Source organism: uncultured Kriegella sp., assembly GCF_963975415.1.
Classification (GTDB): domain Bacteria; phylum Bacteroidota; class Bacteroidia; order Flavobacteriales; family Flavobacteriaceae; genus Kriegella.
Genome location: NZ_CAXBGN010000002.1, coordinates 367,359 through 382,670, shown reverse-complemented (window position 1 = coordinate 382,670; position 15,312 = coordinate 367,359). Strand labels below are relative to the sequence as shown.

Annotated in this window: 16 protein-coding genes; 14 read left to right on the top strand and 2 right to left on the bottom strand. The window is 39.0% G+C overall.

The features are described 5' to 3' along the window. Nucleotides 1–77: 77 nt before the first annotated feature. The 5 genes from AACZ88_RS05500 (at nucleotide 78) to AACZ88_RS05480 (ending at nucleotide 3,896) form a co-directional block, all read left to right on the top strand. Nucleotides 78–530, top strand: a complete 453-nt coding sequence (locus AACZ88_RS05500; RefSeq protein ID WP_339707354.1) for a DUF4199 domain-containing protein — start codon at nucleotides 78–80, stop codon at nucleotides 528–530. A 97-nt stretch (nucleotides 531–627) separates the two neighbouring features. Next, nucleotides 628–1,326 (top strand): 50S ribosomal protein L21, encoded by a 699-nt coding sequence (gene rplU, locus AACZ88_RS05495; RefSeq protein ID WP_339707351.1) that lies wholly within the window; start codon nucleotides 628–630, stop codon nucleotides 1,324–1,326. 36 nt (nucleotides 1,327–1,362) lie between these two features. Continuing rightward, nucleotides 1,363–1,623, top strand: a complete 261-nt coding sequence (gene rpmA / locus AACZ88_RS05490; protein ID WP_013992723.1) for a 50S ribosomal protein L27 — start codon at nucleotides 1,363–1,365, stop codon at nucleotides 1,621–1,623. Nucleotides 1,624–1,891: 268 nt separating this feature from the next. After that, a complete protein-coding gene (locus tag AACZ88_RS05485; RefSeq protein WP_339707348.1) occupies nucleotides 1,892–2,053 on the top strand; it encodes a hypothetical protein in 162 nt (53 codons plus the stop codon). Between the two features lie 505 nt (nucleotides 2,054–2,558). Continuing rightward, nucleotides 2,559–3,896 (top strand): Gfo/Idh/MocA family oxidoreductase, encoded by a 1,338-nt coding sequence (locus AACZ88_RS05480; RefSeq protein WP_339707345.1) that lies wholly within the window; start codon nucleotides 2,559–2,561, stop codon nucleotides 3,894–3,896. A gap of 257 nt (nucleotides 3,897–4,153) precedes the next feature. On the opposite strand, the gene ahcY is transcribed toward AACZ88_RS05480, so the two are convergent. Then, a complete protein-coding gene (ahcY, locus tag AACZ88_RS05475; protein ID WP_339707342.1) occupies nucleotides 4,154–5,470 on the bottom strand; it encodes an adenosylhomocysteinase in 1,317 nt (438 codons plus the stop codon). An 86-nt stretch (nucleotides 5,471–5,556) separates the two neighbouring features. Between ahcY and AACZ88_RS05470 the strand changes: the two genes are divergently transcribed. The 9 genes from AACZ88_RS05470 (at nucleotide 5,557) to AACZ88_RS05430 (ending at nucleotide 12,765) form a co-directional block, all read left to right on the top strand. Continuing rightward, nucleotides 5,557–6,189, top strand: coding sequence for a 4'-phosphopantetheinyl transferase superfamily protein (locus tag AACZ88_RS05470; protein ID WP_339707339.1), 633 nt, complete (start codon nucleotides 5,557–5,559; stop codon nucleotides 6,187–6,189). A gap of 88 nt (nucleotides 6,190–6,277) precedes the next feature. Next, nucleotides 6,278–6,538, top strand: a complete 261-nt coding sequence (locus AACZ88_RS05465; protein ID WP_339707336.1) for a thiamine-binding protein — start codon at nucleotides 6,278–6,280, stop codon at nucleotides 6,536–6,538. Further along, nucleotides 6,522–7,160 (top strand): nicotinamide riboside transporter PnuC, encoded by a 639-nt coding sequence (gene pnuC, locus AACZ88_RS05460; RefSeq protein ID WP_339707333.1) that lies wholly within the window; start codon nucleotides 6,522–6,524, stop codon nucleotides 7,158–7,160. The genes AACZ88_RS05465 and pnuC overlap by 17 nt, the downstream gene beginning before the upstream one ends. Next, nucleotides 7,115–7,678 carry an ATP-binding protein gene (locus AACZ88_RS05455; RefSeq protein ID WP_339707330.1) on the top strand — a complete coding sequence of 188 codons (564 nt, stop codon included), beginning with the start codon at nucleotides 7,115–7,117 and terminating at the stop codon, nucleotides 7,676–7,678. The genes pnuC and AACZ88_RS05455 overlap by 46 nt, the downstream gene beginning before the upstream one ends. Further along, the gene (locus tag AACZ88_RS05450; RefSeq protein ID WP_339707327.1) at nucleotides 7,675–9,216 is read left to right on the top strand and encodes a DUF4301 family protein; all 1,542 of its coding nucleotides are present in this window, start codon (nucleotides 7,675–7,677) and stop codon (nucleotides 9,214–9,216) included. Before AACZ88_RS05455 ends, AACZ88_RS05450 begins: the two co-directional genes overlap by 4 nt. Nucleotides 9,217–9,466: 250 nt before the next feature. Then, the gene (locus AACZ88_RS05445; RefSeq protein ID WP_339707324.1) at nucleotides 9,467–9,760 is read left to right on the top strand and encodes a hypothetical protein; all 294 of its coding nucleotides are present in this window, start codon (nucleotides 9,467–9,469) and stop codon (nucleotides 9,758–9,760) included. A 367-nt stretch (nucleotides 9,761–10,127) separates the two neighbouring features. Next, nucleotides 10,128–10,403 carry a hypothetical protein gene (locus AACZ88_RS05440; protein ID WP_339707321.1) on the top strand — a complete coding sequence of 92 codons (276 nt, stop codon included), beginning with the start codon at nucleotides 10,128–10,130 and terminating at the stop codon, nucleotides 10,401–10,403. 348 nt (nucleotides 10,404–10,751) lie between these two features. Beyond that, entirely contained in the window at nucleotides 10,752–11,054 is a 303-nt protein-coding gene (locus AACZ88_RS05435; protein WP_339707318.1) for a hypothetical protein, read from the top strand. Nucleotides 11,055–11,382: 328 nt separating this feature from the next. Then, the gene (locus AACZ88_RS05430) at nucleotides 11,383–12,765 is read left to right on the top strand and encodes a sigma-54 dependent transcriptional regulator (protein WP_339707315.1); all 1,383 of its coding nucleotides are present in this window, start codon (nucleotides 11,383–11,385) and stop codon (nucleotides 12,763–12,765) included. Here AACZ88_RS05430 and AACZ88_RS05425 read toward each other — a convergent pair. Continuing rightward, entirely contained in the window at nucleotides 12,740–15,211 is a 2,472-nt protein-coding gene (locus AACZ88_RS05425; protein WP_339707313.1) for an ATP-binding protein, read from the bottom strand. The two genes, AACZ88_RS05430 and AACZ88_RS05425, sit on opposite strands and share 26 nt — an antisense overlap. Nucleotides 15,212–15,312 lie beyond the last annotated feature (101 nt).

Below are 15,312 nucleotides of genomic sequence, written 5' to 3'. Positions count from 1 at the left end.
GCGCTTTAACATGATTTTGTAATGTTAATTTATAAATTTTGTGTAATTTGAAGGGGTCAACTTGAAAACTCTGATAAATGAAACAATTTGCACTTCCGATTCGTTTTGGTGTAGCCACAAGTGGCTGTCTTATTGCATATTTTTTGATCCTTTCGCTCTTTAATTTGCATACCAATGTTTTTTATAGCCTTTTTAATGCTATAATCACGGGGTTTGGGATATATGAGGCTATCAAGTACATGAGGTTGCGAGACCCCGGTTTTGATTATGGAAAGGGTTTTGTTGCCGGGTTGGTTACAGGGGGTGTTGCAACGTTTATTTTCACCTTGTTTTTTGCGTTGTATTCTACAGAGTTGAATACCAATTTTTTAAATGAGCTTTCTACGGCATGGGCCAAAGATTATGCGGGTTTCGAGGGTATCGTCTTTGTGACTGTGGCCATTATGGGTTTCGCAACTACCTTGGTTCTGACCCTATCTTTTATGCAACTCTTCAAATCAAGCAACAACTTAAAGAAGAGATCTGCTTAAAAACTCGATAAAATCACTTGTACATTTGATATTTAGCAGTATATTTGCATCCGCTTATTGAAAAATAATAGGTGATAATATAACTAATATACACGCTATGTATGCAATTGTAGAGATGGCAGGGCAGCAATTTAAAGTTGCGAAAGACCAAAAAGTGTATGTTCATCGTTTGCAAACAGAAGAAGGTAAAAAGGTAACTTTTGACAATGTACTTCTTTTGGATGACGGCAAGAACATTACTATTGGCGCCCCAGCTATAGACGGAGCCGCAGTTGAGGCTAAAGTCATTAAGCACCTTAGAGGTGACAAGGTAATTGTCTTTAAAAAGAAAAGACGAAAAGGGTACAGCAAGAAAAACGGTCATCGTCAATCATTGACCGAAATTGTTATCGAAAGTATTGTAGCCAAAGGTGCTAAAAAGACCGAATCTAAAAAGGAGTCAAAGCCCTCGAAGGAAAAAGCTGATGGTAAAGCGGCAGCTGTAGAAGTATCGGTTGCATCAAAAGCTAAAGCGGAGAAAGCGGCACCTAAGAAAGCCGCTGCCAAAGGTGACGATCTGAAGAAAATCGAAGGAATCGGGCCAAAGGCGGCAGAAGCCTTGACAAACGCCGGTATTGGAACTTATGCCAAGTTGTCAAAAGCTGAACCAGACAATATCAAAGAGATATTGACCGAAGCTAGTTCAAGAATGGCTCATTTAGATCCAGGAACATGGCCACAGCAGGCTCAATTGGCTGCCGAGGGTAAATGGGATGAGTTAAAAAAATTACAAGACGAATTGAACGGAGGAAAGTAAGACTGCTTTTCCAAGTAACATATAAAATTTTAGAAGATGGCACATAAAAAAGGTGTAGGTAGTTCTAAGAACGGTAGAGAGTCGGAATCAAAACGTTTAGGCGTTAAGATTTTTGGTGGTCAGGCTGCAATTGCTGGAAACATTATCGTTAGACAAAGGGGAACTAGACATAACCCAGGAGAAAACGTATATGCCGGGAAAGATCATACATTACATGCCCGTGTTGACGGACTCGTAAAATTTGAAAAGAAAGCAGGCGGAAAATCTTATGTTTCCATAGAGCCTTTCGAGGCTTAGTATAAATTTCTTTACATAGTAGATAGTGAAAACCCTTTTTGGAAACGGAAAGGGTTTTTTCGTGCTCTAATGGACTGAAGGAGAGTTCGTAACTGTTTTTTTTAGAACGGGATAAAGATTTTTTTCTTATATTTATTACCTCCATTTTTTCATTGAGGACTTAAAATTAAAATAATTCCCCACTCTTATTCATAATTTCTTCGGTTCTTCCCGAAGGGCATACGATGGCTTAATACATTATAGTGTAATTTGATTAAATGATACAAAAATGGCCAAGATTGAAATAAAAGGTACACCAGAGAAACTTGATAGAATTGCCATCTTTCTGAAGGCTAACAGTATACCACATGTCATCATAGATGATTATGGAAATCACTCAAAGGAAGACTCTGAAAAGTATAGGGATTTGATGTTGAGACACAACGATTAGGTTGTAATCGTCAAAAATCCTAGAACGTTGTGTATGCTCGGCTTTTATCAGGAATCGAGCGTGTATTAGATACTTTTCATTGCATTTTCTGTTTTTAGAATAGCTTGTTCTATTCCGTATGTTGATAACCGAGGCGCTTTTACGGTCAATATTCTGTCTATTGGCGAGTGGAATATTATTTGTCGTAAGCGCTATGCTTTATGTCAAACCAGTTGGAGGTTCTATAAAGGAATCTCAAATGTTAAATTACTGAACTTTTCCTATTCACTGTCCAACATTTTTACCGATTTTAAAAAATAGTGTTAACTTTCCTCTTCTTAAGGCAACCCTGCATTTTATGCCTGTTCTATCACAGTGATAGAATCAGAATAGCAAGGGGGCAATAGGGTACCGATTAAATTTTTTAACATTCAATGAGTCATGTTCGACTGTTTTAGAATGTTGATTGGTTTAGGCTTTAGCGGTAGTGATCAAGAATTTTAAGTTTAACTAAATATAATAGCGAATGAAATCAACGAGAAGGTCCTTTATAAAGAAAACGGCCGTTGCTTCCTCGGCTGTAATAACGGCGCCAACCATTATCTCAGCAAATGTTTTTGGAGCTAACGATCGAATAAATGCTGCAGTGTTAGGTGTTAATGGTCGTGGCAAAAGCCATATTAAAAGTTTTATGGCTCAGGATAATGTGCGTATCGCCACACTATGCGATCCTGATATGAACCTCTTGAAGGAGCGTCAAAAATCGTTTAAGGAAACATACAATAAAAATGTAGGTATCGAACAAGATCTTCGTCGCGTTTTTGATGATAAAGATATCGACGTTGTCAGTATAGCTTCTCCTAACCATTGGCACGCCCTTTCTGTGATATGGGCTTGTCAAGCCGGTAAGGATGTCTATGTCGAAAAACCTGGATCACATAACATATGGGAAGGCCGAAAGATGGTTGAAGCTGCAAACAAATACGATCGCATCGTACAGCACGGCGTACAGTTAAGAAGCTCTCCCGCAGTCAATGAGGCTATTGAATTAATGCGAGATGGTTATATCGGGCGTGTTTATATGGCACGAGGTCTTGTTTTTCGTTGGAGAGGCGATATTGGGGATAAAGGCACTTCTCCTGTTCCTGCTGGTCTAGATTATGATTTATGGACTGGCCCTGCCCAAAAGCAACCGTTTACCGAAAACCTTGTACATTACAATTGGCACTGGCATTGGGATTATGGTAACGGCGATGTGGGCAACCAAGGTATTCATGAAACGGATCTCTGCATGTGGGGATTAGATGTTGGTCTTCCCACCCAAATAACCTCTATGGGGGGTAAATTCCTTTGGAACGATAGTAAAGAGACACCCGAATTGCTTACTTCCGTATACAATTATCCAGATGAAAACAAGATTATACAATTTGAAGTGCGTCCTTGGTGTACCAACACCGAAGAAGGGGCTACTGTAGGGAATATTTTCTATGGCGACAAGGGTATACTGGTAGTAGATGGTTACGACAAGTACAAAACATATTTAGGTCAAGACCGAACTCCGGGTAAATCTGGTGAGGACGGAGGAGAGTCTGGTACTGGAATGGATAGAGGTGCCGGAGGTACCGATGGACATTTCGCTAACTTTATCGAAGCCGTTCGCAAGCATGATAAATCGATTCTTAACGGGCCGGTCGAAACTGCACACCTTTCTTCAGGCTTGGCACATTTGGGTAATATAGCCTATCGTACAGGTCGTGTTCTGAACTTTGACCCTAAGACTGAGAAGTTTGTCAACGATGCCGAGGCAGATAAATACTTGACACGAAACTATCGGGCAGAATTCGAGGTTCCTCAGAATGTTTAAATCGATATGAAAGATTGAACCGAACCAGTTCGGTGAATTTAAAAAAAAACACTGGCCATTGCATTATGTGGTGGACGGTGTTTTTTGTGTTTATAAGAAGAAAAAGAGTTTGTTTTGCAAGGGGTTCAATAGGATGAAACCGTTGGAGAACATGAAATAAACAGGAGGTGTGTATCATAAAAAAACCTCCACATTGCTGTAGAGGTCTTTTGTTATTCGTAAGTCTCCTGTACCTTACGGCCTGAGGAGGAATGATTTTAGTACCTGTAATACTCGGGCTTGAACGGCCCTTCAACGGTCACTCCGATATACTCGGCTTGATCTTCACGAAGTTCGGTAAGTTCTGCACCCAAACGTGATAGATGTAATTTGGCCACCTTTTCATCTAAATGTTTTGGCAACATATATACATCGTTTTTGTATTTGTCGCTAAATTTCCAAAGCTCGATCTGAGCCAATGTTTGGTTTGTGAACGAGTTGCTCATAACAAAACTAGGATGTCCTGTGGCACAACCCAAATTGACCAAACGACCTTCGGCCAAAATGATAAGATCTTTACCGTCGATGGTATATTTATCCACTTGTGGTTTTATTTCATCTTTGGTGTTACCGTAATTTCCGTTTAACCAAGCCATATCGATTTCATTATCAAAATGCCCGATGTTACACACGATGGCTTTGTCTTTTAACGCCTTAAAATGTTGTGCCTGAATAATGTCTTTATTACCAGTTGTAGTGATAACCACATCTGCGGTACCGATAACATTCTCTAGTTTTTTAACCTCAAATCCATCCATACAGGCTTGAAGTGCACAAATAGGGTCGATTTCGGTTACAGTTACGATAGAACCTGCGCCCTTAAAAGAAGCAGCAGTACCTTTGCCGACATCCCCATAACCTGCTACAACTACCCTTTTTCCGGCTAACATGGTATCGGTAGCTCGGCGAATTGCATCTACGGCACTCTCACGACAGCCGTATTTATTATCAAATTTCGATTTGGTAACAGAATCGTTCACATTTATGGCAGGCATAGGTAATGTGCCTTTTTTTACTCTCTCGTACAAACGGTGTACACCAGTGGTAGTTTCTTCCGAAAGTCCTTTGATCGCTGAGGTCAACTCTGGATATTTGTCAAGTACCATGTTCGTAAGATCGCCACCATCGTCTAAAATCATATTCAAGGGTTGACGATCTTCGCCAAAAAATAAAGTTTGCTCAATGCACCAATCGAATTCTTCTTCGGTCATGCCTTTCCAAGCATAAACGGGAATACCCGCAGCCGCTATTGCGGCCGCTGCATGGTCTTGTGTAGAAAAAATGTTGCACGAACTCCAAGTGACATCGGCGCCCAAAGCGACCAAGGTCTCTATTAATACTGCTGTTTGTATGGTCATATGCAGGCATCCGGCGATGCGAGCACCTTTTAAAGGTTGTTCGTTTTTATACTCTTCCCGCAGTGATATCAAACCGGGCATTTCTGCTTCTGCGAGGTCAATTTCTTTTCTTCCCCAAGCTGCAAGAGAAATATCTTTAACTTTATAAGGCACATAGGCGATAGTTTTGGTGCTCATATCCTTTTTTATTTTTATTTTCGTTATATGACAGTTTTTCTGTCTTTTTTAGCGCATACAAAGTTACAAATTACTTAACAAACGGAATGCCACTATATAAGACAATAACCGTAAGTTCTTCGATCAAATTGTACATTTGGAAGATCGAAGAGTCTGAAGCCCAACTTTCTGAAGGCATCAGGTTGACCCCACATTGTCAAAATCGTATGGATGGTATGAAGTCCGAATTACACCGTCGCGGTTTTTTGAGCATTCGTCATTTGATGGCCGAGGCAGGTTACGTAGATGAAGATTTGTATTACGACGAGGCGGGCAAACCCCATTTAAAAGATGGGCGACATATATCGATTACACATTCGCATGAATTTACGGGCATAATTATTAGCGGTACGCAGGAAGTCGGTATAGATATTGAAATGCAACGGGAAAAGATATTGCGTATTGCCAATAAGTTTACACCGATCGAAGAGTACCGTACGATTGCCAATACCGATGCCTTAATTCAGAAGCTGACAATTGTGTGGGGTGCCAAGGAATCAATTTTTAAGATTTATGCCAAGCAGGGGCTTAGTTTTTTGCATCATGTAGATGTAAAGGATTTTTCTTTCGCTGATAATCTAACTACGGCCGAAGTGCTTTATCACGGTGATTCATCATCTTATGATATCCATTTTTTGGAGTTTGAAGGCTTTACATGCGTCTATGCCCTTAAAACTTAGGTCTAATTTTATGTGAACTGTTTTTCAAATTAGCACAATCCCTTTTTATTTTAATTCTCCTTATTAACTTTATTATAGTAATTGATAAATGGATATTTCCGTAGAACTGACTTTTTCTCCATTACAAGATGATTTTGAAGAGCGCATTATTGATTTTATTAAAAAACTTAGGGCTTCTGGTCTTACCGTTCTTGAAAACCCATTAAGTACTCAGGTCTACGGAGAGTATGATGCGGTAATGAAGTTACTTCAGACCGAAATTAAGACAGCTTTTGAACTAATGGATCGGGGCCTACTTCTTATGAAAGTAGTAAAAAGTGACAGAAGCGGGTATGAGCCACATTTTTGATTGGATTTTTTCGCAGTACCAAGGAGTTCCGATGCATTTAACCGTGCTGGAGATGATTGGTGTGGTCTTTGGTTTTTTAAGTGTTTGGTATTCTAAGAAGGAGAATATCTTGGTTTTTCCTACCGGTATTATCAGCACGGCCGTTTTTGTTTATATCTTGCTGATTTACGGGCTCTTGGGTGACATGCTCATAAATGCCTATTATTTTACGATGAGTATTGTGGGATGGTATATTTGGACAAGAAAAACAGATGAGGATCATTTTATACCAATAACCAGAACTACAACAATGGAGAAAAAGTGGTCGGTTATATTGTTTGTTAGTACCATTGTATTTGTCGGCTTGGTATATGCTTTCTTTAATAAGTTCAACAATTGGACAGCTTATGTAGATGCCCTGACTACGGCCATTTTTTTTCTGGGAATGTGGCTTATGGCAAAGAAGAAATTGGAAAATTGGACGTATTGGATTATCGGCGACATTATATCTGTTCCGCTTTATTTATACAAAGGACTTATATTTACCGCGATACAATACTTTTTGTTTACCATAATCGCCATTTACGGGTACAATGCATGGAAAAAGAGTTTGAACAAGAGCCCTCGAACGTTGTTAAAGTAGTACTCTTCGGTCCTGAATCGACCGGTAAGACAACCCTATCGGAACAATTGGCGCGCCATTATAATACAGTTTGGGTGCCCGAATTTGCTAGGGCATATCTTCAGGAGAAATGGAACAACGAACGAAAGACATGTGAGCCGGAAGATTTGCTTCCGATTGCGAAAGGACAGATACAGCTTGAAAACGAATTGGCAAAAAAGGCCTCTGATGTCTTGATATGTGATACCGATTTGTTGGAGACCAAAGTATATTCAGAAGCATACTATCTTGGTCATTGTAATCCGATTTTGGAACGACATGCCCTGAAAAATACGTATGATATTTATTTTTTGACATCTATTGATATACCTTGGGTAGGAGACGATTTACGCGATAAACCTAATGAAAGGGAAAGAATGTTCGAGTATTTTAAACTTACGTTGGAAAAGTATAAACGAAATTTTGTTATTTTAAAGGGCGATAAAAAAGAAAGAATGGCCAAGGCCGTTAAACACATTGATAAACTATTGAGCAAATGACACAATTTTCAGAAAATGATTTAGCACAGCTTTCAAAGAAAAAAATAGCAACTGAAATAGTAGCAAACCAAATCAAGACCTTTGAGGAGGGAGTGCCGTTTGTTCATTTATTAAAACCTGCGGTGGTCGGTGACGGTATTTCAAAGTTTTCGGAAGGGGTGGAAGACGTATTGGTACAACGGTTCGATAATTCACATCACAAGCTCTCATTGCTTAAGTTCGTTCCAGCCTCGGGTGCGGCATCTCGAATGTTCAAGGCTTTGTTCAATTTTCTGGAAAATTATGACTCCGCCAAAGAAAGTCTTGAAGCCTATATCGAACGAACCAATGATAATGATATCAAACGATTTTCTGAGGGAATACAGAATTTTGCATTTTATGATCTTGTGAAAAATAGAATTGCGGGTGAAGCAAAATCAAAAGATGAAGAGGTATATCTCTTTGTGAAAGAACTTTTGTCCGATCAAGCACTAAATTATGGTTTTTACCCTAAGGGGTTGTTGCCATTTCACAATTATGGTGATTATGCTGCCACACCTTTTGAAGAACATTTAAAAGAGGCTGCGGCATATGCCAAAAATGACGATTCGGCTAGACTGCATTTTACCATTTCTGAGCAACACGGAGATTTGTTCAATAAAGAATTTGAAAAGGTAAGACAGCGGGTGTCAGAGGCAACCAATACGTCATTTGAAGTTGGCTATTCCTATCAAAAACCTTCAACCGATACCATTGCTGTCGATATGGATAACAATCCTTTTCGAAATTCAGATGGATCATTGTTGTTCAGACCTGGAGGACATGGGGCGCTCATTGAGAACCTGAATGAGCAAGATGCCGATATTATTTTTGTAAAAAATATTGATAATGTAGTGGCGCCAGAATTCGCTACGGCTATTGCGAAGCATAAAAAGGTACTTGCCGGCCTTCTGATGCGTGTGCAAGAAAAGGCTTTTGCTTACGCCAGACAATTGGATGAAGGTGAAATGACCGCCGAATTGATGGAAGAAATCGAGCGTTTTCTGAAAGACGAACTAAACGTTCGTTTATCCGAGAATTTTTCCGGATTTAGTCTTCAAGACCAGTTAGACATATTAAAAGATAAAATCAACCGGCCTATACGCATCTGTGGTATGGTGAAAAATGAGGGAGAACCCGGTGGTGGTCCGTTTTGGATACTTGATCAGAATAACCATGTATCGTTGCAGATTGTAGAGTCGGCACAAATCGATATGGACAATGAGGGCCAAGTTGCTATTTTAAAGAATTCCACCCATTTTAACCCGGTAGATCTCGTTTGTGGCATTAAGAACTATAAGGGAGAGAAGTATAATCTATTGAATTTTGTAAACCCTAAACAAGGTTTTATAACGAGTAAAACCAAAGAAGGACGGGCGTTAAAGGCATTGGAACTACCAGGGCTTTGGAATGGCGCTATGGCTTTTTGGAATACTATTTTCGTAGAAGTTCCATTGGTAACCTTTAATCCGGTTAAAACAGTGAACGACCTATTGAAACCGGCCCATCAGGTAAAGTAGGTAGTTATATATTACTTTTTTTAAAGATAAAAACCCGAAAAAGTGTGTAAGCTTTACACACTTTTTCGGGTTTTTACACATCTGTATACAATAAATATAGAGGGCGGTATGTTTGTAAAATGCTATAAATCAGTGTTTTAAATCCTATTTGTTGTCATTTGTTAGGTTGGCATTATTTTTCCTCTTTACTAAGTGATTTCAAAACAAAAAACAATAATAATTTTAAAACACACACAAGATGAAAAATTTAATGATTGTAGCAGCAATGTCTTTAGGAACAATGACTGCTTTTGCGCAAGAGGAGGCCCCTGCGGTTGAAGAAGCAGCAACTGAAGTAGTTGAGTCTCAAGATGGATTTAACGAAGTAGCAATCGAAGAGTTGCCAGAAGCAATTTCTACAGCTCTAGAAGCTGCCCATCCTGGAGCTACTATCTCTAAGGCATACGCTAACGAAGAAGCCCAATACAAGTTGGAAGTTGCCAAAGAAGACGGTTCTGCAGTTGAATTGTACGCAGATGCCGAAGGTAACTGGATCGATATGTAATTAGGCGTCTATTGACGTTTCACGATCAAATCGTGGAAAAGAAAAGCCCCAACGCTACCGTTGGGGCTTTTTTTATTGTCTTGCTACCTTCTACTGCTATTTTCGACAATGGGCTGAAGACAACACTTAGCAGTTGGCGATTTTTTTCGAAGTAGCTATTCTTTTGTTTACATATTACACAGTTTTATTGTAGTCTCCCCAAAATTACACACATGAAAAAAGAGTGTTGTTTTTTAAACCATTGATAATCAATTACATATGCATTTATTCAAAAATGGTATCATATTTTCTATGTATTAAGAGAGTTTAATTATTAATAACACTATTAAAAATAAAGATCATGAAAAAATTAGTTTTTGTATTAGCATTGTCATTAGGAAGTTTTACTGCATTCGCTCAAGATGCCGAACCGGCACAAGAGGAAGCAACTGAAGCTGTAGCCACTCAAGATGGATTTAACGAAGTAGCAATCGAAGAGTTGCCAGAAGCAATTTCTACAGCTCTAGAAGCTGCCCATCCTGGAGCTACTATCTCTAAGGCATACGCTAACGAAGAAGCCCAATACAAGTTGGAAGTTGCCAAAGAAGACGGTTCTGCAGTTGAATTGTACGCAGATGCCGAAGGTAACTGGATCGACATGTAATCAGGCATTCAAGAATTTTTGCGGTAATCTTTACGATTATATCGTAGAAAGAAAAAGCCCTAACGGTAACGTTAGGGCTTTTTTCGTATTGAGATATATCATCGCATACAAGTAGAGCACATTTCCTGAATGACTACTACGTTGCACTGGTATGACCAACACCGTTGCTTTGCGTTTACATTTTACACATTTTTTCACGGAAGTTCACATAATTACACATATTAAAACTATCGATTATTTTATAATGAATTAGTAATCAATAGTTTACAAGTTTACTTAAAAGTGGTATCATATTTTCTATGTATTAAGAGAGTTTAATTATTAATAACACTATTAAAAATAAAGATCATGAAAAAATTAGTTTTTGTATTAGCACTGTCATTAGGAAGTTTTACTGCATTCGCTCAAGATGCCGAACCAGCACAAGAGGAAGCAACTGAAGCTGTAGCTACTCAAGATGGTTTTAACGAAGTAGCCGCTGATGAATTGCCAGAGGCCGTTACTGCCGCCGTTTCTAAAAACTATCCAACAGCTAGCATTGACAAGGCTTACGTAAATGAAGAAAAGCAATATAAGTTAGAAGTATCGTTGGAAGATGGTACAGCCGGAACACTATATGCTGACGAAAGTGGAAACTGGATTGAAATGTAATAACTTGAGTTATTTGTTTTGTATCAAGTTGGTTTGGTCAGAAAGGGGTTGTAGCAATACAGCCTCTTTCTTTTTTTATGAATGTCATTAAAACTAATGCAACATCTCCAAGATTTTTTTAAATAAAAATTTTGACTTTTTCAAACGTTCGGTCAAATAGCCGATTCATATTGTATACAATACCTTTGGGGTATTTTTTGCGTTTTTAGCACGTCTCTTGAACGGGAGTTTTTTCTCACTTTTTGTGAAATATTTTTAAAGTATTATTGGTGATTAACGGCTTTCTTATGGTATTTTTACGTAGATACCTATAGACTAGAAAATTTTTATGCCAAACATCTTGATAATTGAGGATGATGCTGCTTTTTGTCAAATGCTACAGAAGTTTTTGATTAGGAATGGTTATGATACGGAAATTAGTTTTACCGCTCCTGATGCCAAAGAAAAAATTAAGAATACCGATTTTGATTTGGTCTTGACAGATTTGCGATTACCAGACTATGATGGAATTCAGCTGTTATCCTATATTAAAGAAATTAATCCGACGATACCCGTAATTTTGATGACAGGTTATGCCGAAGTTGGTTCTGCGGTAAATGCCATGAAAAAGGGTGCTTTCGACTATATATCGAAACCTTTTACGCCTGATGAGGTTGTAATGGTCATCAAGAACGCACTAAAATCAAAAGCCGAGCGCCAAGATTTTATTGAAAAAGTTGAAGAACTCCCCATTAAAACATTGGAGAAAACTGCGACAGTAGAACCTACTGCTGCCATACGAAAGGGTCCTGTGCAGGGGATAAGTGAGGCTTCCAAAAAATTGGAGGAATATATTAAGTTGGTCGCACCGACAGATATGTCCGTTTTGATTACAGGTGAGAGTGGTACCGGGAAAGAAGTGACCGCCAAAGCCATACATGACAACAGCAAGCGAAAAGATTTTAATTTTATAGCGGTAGATTGTGGAGCTATTCCCAAAGAATTGGCAACCAGTGAATTTTTTGGTCATATAAAGGGGAGTTTTACAGGAGCAATAGAAGATAAAATCGGTAATTTCGAAGCTGCTAATGGTGGAACCTTGTTTTTGGATGAAGTTGGTAATCTTTCCTATGAGAACCAGATACAGCTGTTGAGGGCTTTACAAGAACGTAAGATAAAAAGGGTAGGTAGCACTAAAGAAATCAATGTTGACCTCCGTATTATAACAGCCACGAACGAAGATTTGACCGAGGCCGTGGAAAAAGGAACTTTTCGGGAAGACTTGTATCATAGATTGAACGAGTTTTCAATTGAAATTCCGTCATTGGAAGAACGCTTCGAAGATTTGACCCTATTTGCCGATTATTTTTTAAATAAGGCAAACCTTGATTTAGATAAAAATATCAACGGCTTTTCTACCGAAGTATGGGATATTTTCAGAAGATACCATTGGCCTGGAAACTTGAGGGAACTACAAAATGTTATAAAAAGGGCCGTACTTTTAAGTACCGGAGACAAAGTCGAGGCAGATGCCTTGCCAAGGGAAGTTTCCGAAGCGGAAAACTCAGGGGGGAAGTCTACCGAAAACTTATCAAAATCGGAATTTGAAAAGGATCAAATACTTAAAGCCTTAAAAAAGACAAATTTCAATAAGTCGAAAGCGGCAAAATTGTTACAGGTTACCCGCAAGACACTATATAATCGAATCAATCACTATAACTTGGACTTGTAGTAGTTCGTTCTTTTAGCGCGGTTACCAAATCGTTTACAACCGATATTAATTTTTTCAGGGCAACGTTTAACGATGCTGAGTCCATCGTACTGATTTTGGCCAGCTCCAATTGCTCCAAAGGGGTAATGGCTTCACGTACCCTTAATTGTCTAAACATGGGTAACATGCGATGTGCGACATGATTGATCTGTTTGTAATCGGTGGCACCAATAGTCTCGTTCAACAGCCGCATATTGGTATGGGTATCCCTTAAAAACGTATCGAGTACTTCTTGAATGGCATCCTCATTGTTGCCTAAAAAGGAATATATAGTGTCTAAGCTGTAGATTTCCGATTTCTCTTCTTCAGCTGTTTTGTGAGCCGGAGTGTCGAGCACACTGTTGGTTTCGACCCCCAATAATTTTAAAATACCAATCAATTCACCTTTTGAAAATGGTTTTTGAATCACTTGGGCGAAGCCCAAGTTGGCATAAGCTTCCGGTTCAAGGTCGCGTCTTCCGGTCATGGCGATAATCGGTTGATTTTTATAATGCTTATAAATTCCCGATTTAAGTTTTTTAAGTACTTCAAAACCATTGACCTGAGGCATTTGAATATCCGTTAATACTACATCATAGGCCAAATGCGCATCTTCTTCGACACGTAGGAAATTTGTAAATGCATGTGCCGTAATGCCCATGCTTTCTGCTAATTCCTGCAGCATACGCAATAAAGAGGTGTCGTCATCAATGATGAGCATGCGTAATTTCGGGGCCATATAAGGCTTATCTTTTTGTTTGGCCTCTTCAGCATCGGCAATTTTTAACGGAATTTGTATGGAAAAAGTGCTGCCTTCACCAAACGTACTTTGTAAACTCAAGGATCCCTTTAGTAGTTCCGTAAGTTTTTTAGAGATGGTCAGCCCCAGACCATATCCCCCGAATCTTTTTTCGGTATCGTGATCCGCTTGGGTAAATTCTTTAAAAATATGCTCTTGTTTCTCTTTGGCAATGCCGATTCCGGTGTCGGTAATAGCGATATTGGCGATTAAGGATTTTTCTTTTCCAACCGTTGATGTAGCCTTTATTTTTATATGCCCTTCTTCGGTGAATTTAAAAGCATTCCCGATAAGATTTGTCAATATTTGCCGCAAGCGGAAAGGATCGCCCAAAACAGTTTGCCGGAATTCTGGGCCTATCTCCAAAAATAATTTTAAATTTTTATTGTTGTGAAGGGCTTGAATGCTCTCGGCAGTTTCTTGTATGAGATGGGCGGCTATAAATGGCACTTTTTCTATATTTAGTTTGCCTGCTTCCAGTTTTGAAAAATCGAGCAAGTCATTGACCAGGTTGCCTACATATTGCGTTGAAGATTTGACATTTCTTAGATAGCGTATCTGCTTCTTGGTAAGCTCCGTGCTTTCCATCAATTCCGTATAACCCGTAATCGTGTTTAAAGGGGTTCTAAGGTCGTGGCTGACTGTAGATATCAACTGCTCCCTACTTTTTAGGAGTGATTCTGAATATTTCTTTTCTTTTTCCAGTTTTTGACGATAGGTCTGTACTTTCCAGAAATCACGGTTTATCAGAAACGTAAAGAGCCCGACTATGATAAAACCTAAAATGGCCGTGATTCCGGCAAGTCGTATGGTTTTTTTAAGGGCAGCCTCTTTTTTAAGGTTTTCATTATAAGTAGTGGTCATCACTTCCTGTTCAAAGGCCGAGATTATGGCCCGTAACTGCTGCGAAAGCTCAAGGTCGTTCTTGCTGATTTCAAGCTCTTTTCGGGCCAAGCTGTTTTCTGCCGCTGCACTTTTACGCTTTGCACTCAGCAATTGTGATTTCGAGGCATTTAAAATCGAATCGATATAAGCGGCATCTTCTCTGCCCTGTGCTTTCTTGGGTGAATTCTCGGTAAAGAGCAAGGCAAGTTCGCGACGTGATTGCTGTTCTTTTGGTGATAGTTCGTCAAAATTGGGCCACAGGTTTTCGGCCGAAAACTTTCCGTAAGATTCCTCGATTTTATCAAATTCCTTAAGTGCCTTGTCAATAGAATTGTTGTTTTTGCTCTGTGCCTTTAATGTAAAAAGCTGTTTGCTATTGGCGACTTTTTTTTGCAAAAGTACTTGTAGACTGTCTAAAAGGTCTTTTTGTGAGGCATATTCCGTAAGTAGCTTTAACGAATCGATTTCTGCAAATATGGTGTCTATTTTTTGCTCGTAGGCAGCGAGACTTTGTTTTGTCTTGACTTGTGATACACGCTTTGACACCCCTTCAACTTCATAAAGTTCTGCAATCAGTGAGCCAGTTTTTAAGAGTTTGTTGTCTTTTTCTTCAACAGTTTCATTGGTTATGAAAACCCGTATTTCAGAATAAATAAAATATCCCGCAACAAAGGCAAGAACGCACAATACCAAGTAGCTGAATATTATTTTTGCGTTGTATTTGTTGTTTGACTCTTCTCTCATAAACTCCACCCTGTTAGACCGTATGTTATAGATACGTATTTATCGCCAATATTGACTACAAAGAATAGTTAATATTTGTTATGATATTTAATTTTCGCGCA